At 61.3% G+C, this 315-nt stretch carries 1 protein-coding gene; it reads right to left on the reverse strand.

Annotated features, from left to right (window positions below; all coding sequences use genetic code 11):
• The coding region (locus tag HMPREF2734_RS05815; protein ID WP_210384740.1) for a YPDG domain-containing protein at positions 1-315 on the reverse strand (315 nt) is incomplete at both ends.

Here is a 315-nt window from a genome sequence, read left to right on the forward strand (position 1 = left end):
CAGGAGCCGGAACGTCCTTGTCGGTCACCGTGACGGTGACGTCAACGTTGTCCTTCGTGCCATCCGGGTAGGTCACAACCACCGGAACGGTGATCTTGTCGCCCGGCTTGGCGTCCTCCGGGATGGTCACCGTGATCTCACCGGTGTTCTCATCGATGGTCACGCCATCCGGGGTGTTCTCACCCGGGGTGAACTTCGTGCCCTCCGGCGGGGTGGTCGGGTTGCCATCCTTGTCCTTGAAGGTTGGCTTGTCCACCTTGACGTCCTCACCAGGCTTACCCGAACCATCCTCGTATACCGGCTCGTAGTCCAAGT

Source organism: Corynebacterium sp. HMSC055D05 (assembly GCF_001810365.1).
In the GTDB taxonomy this organism is placed as follows: domain Bacteria; phylum Actinomycetota; class Actinomycetes; order Mycobacteriales; family Mycobacteriaceae; genus Corynebacterium; species Corynebacterium coyleae.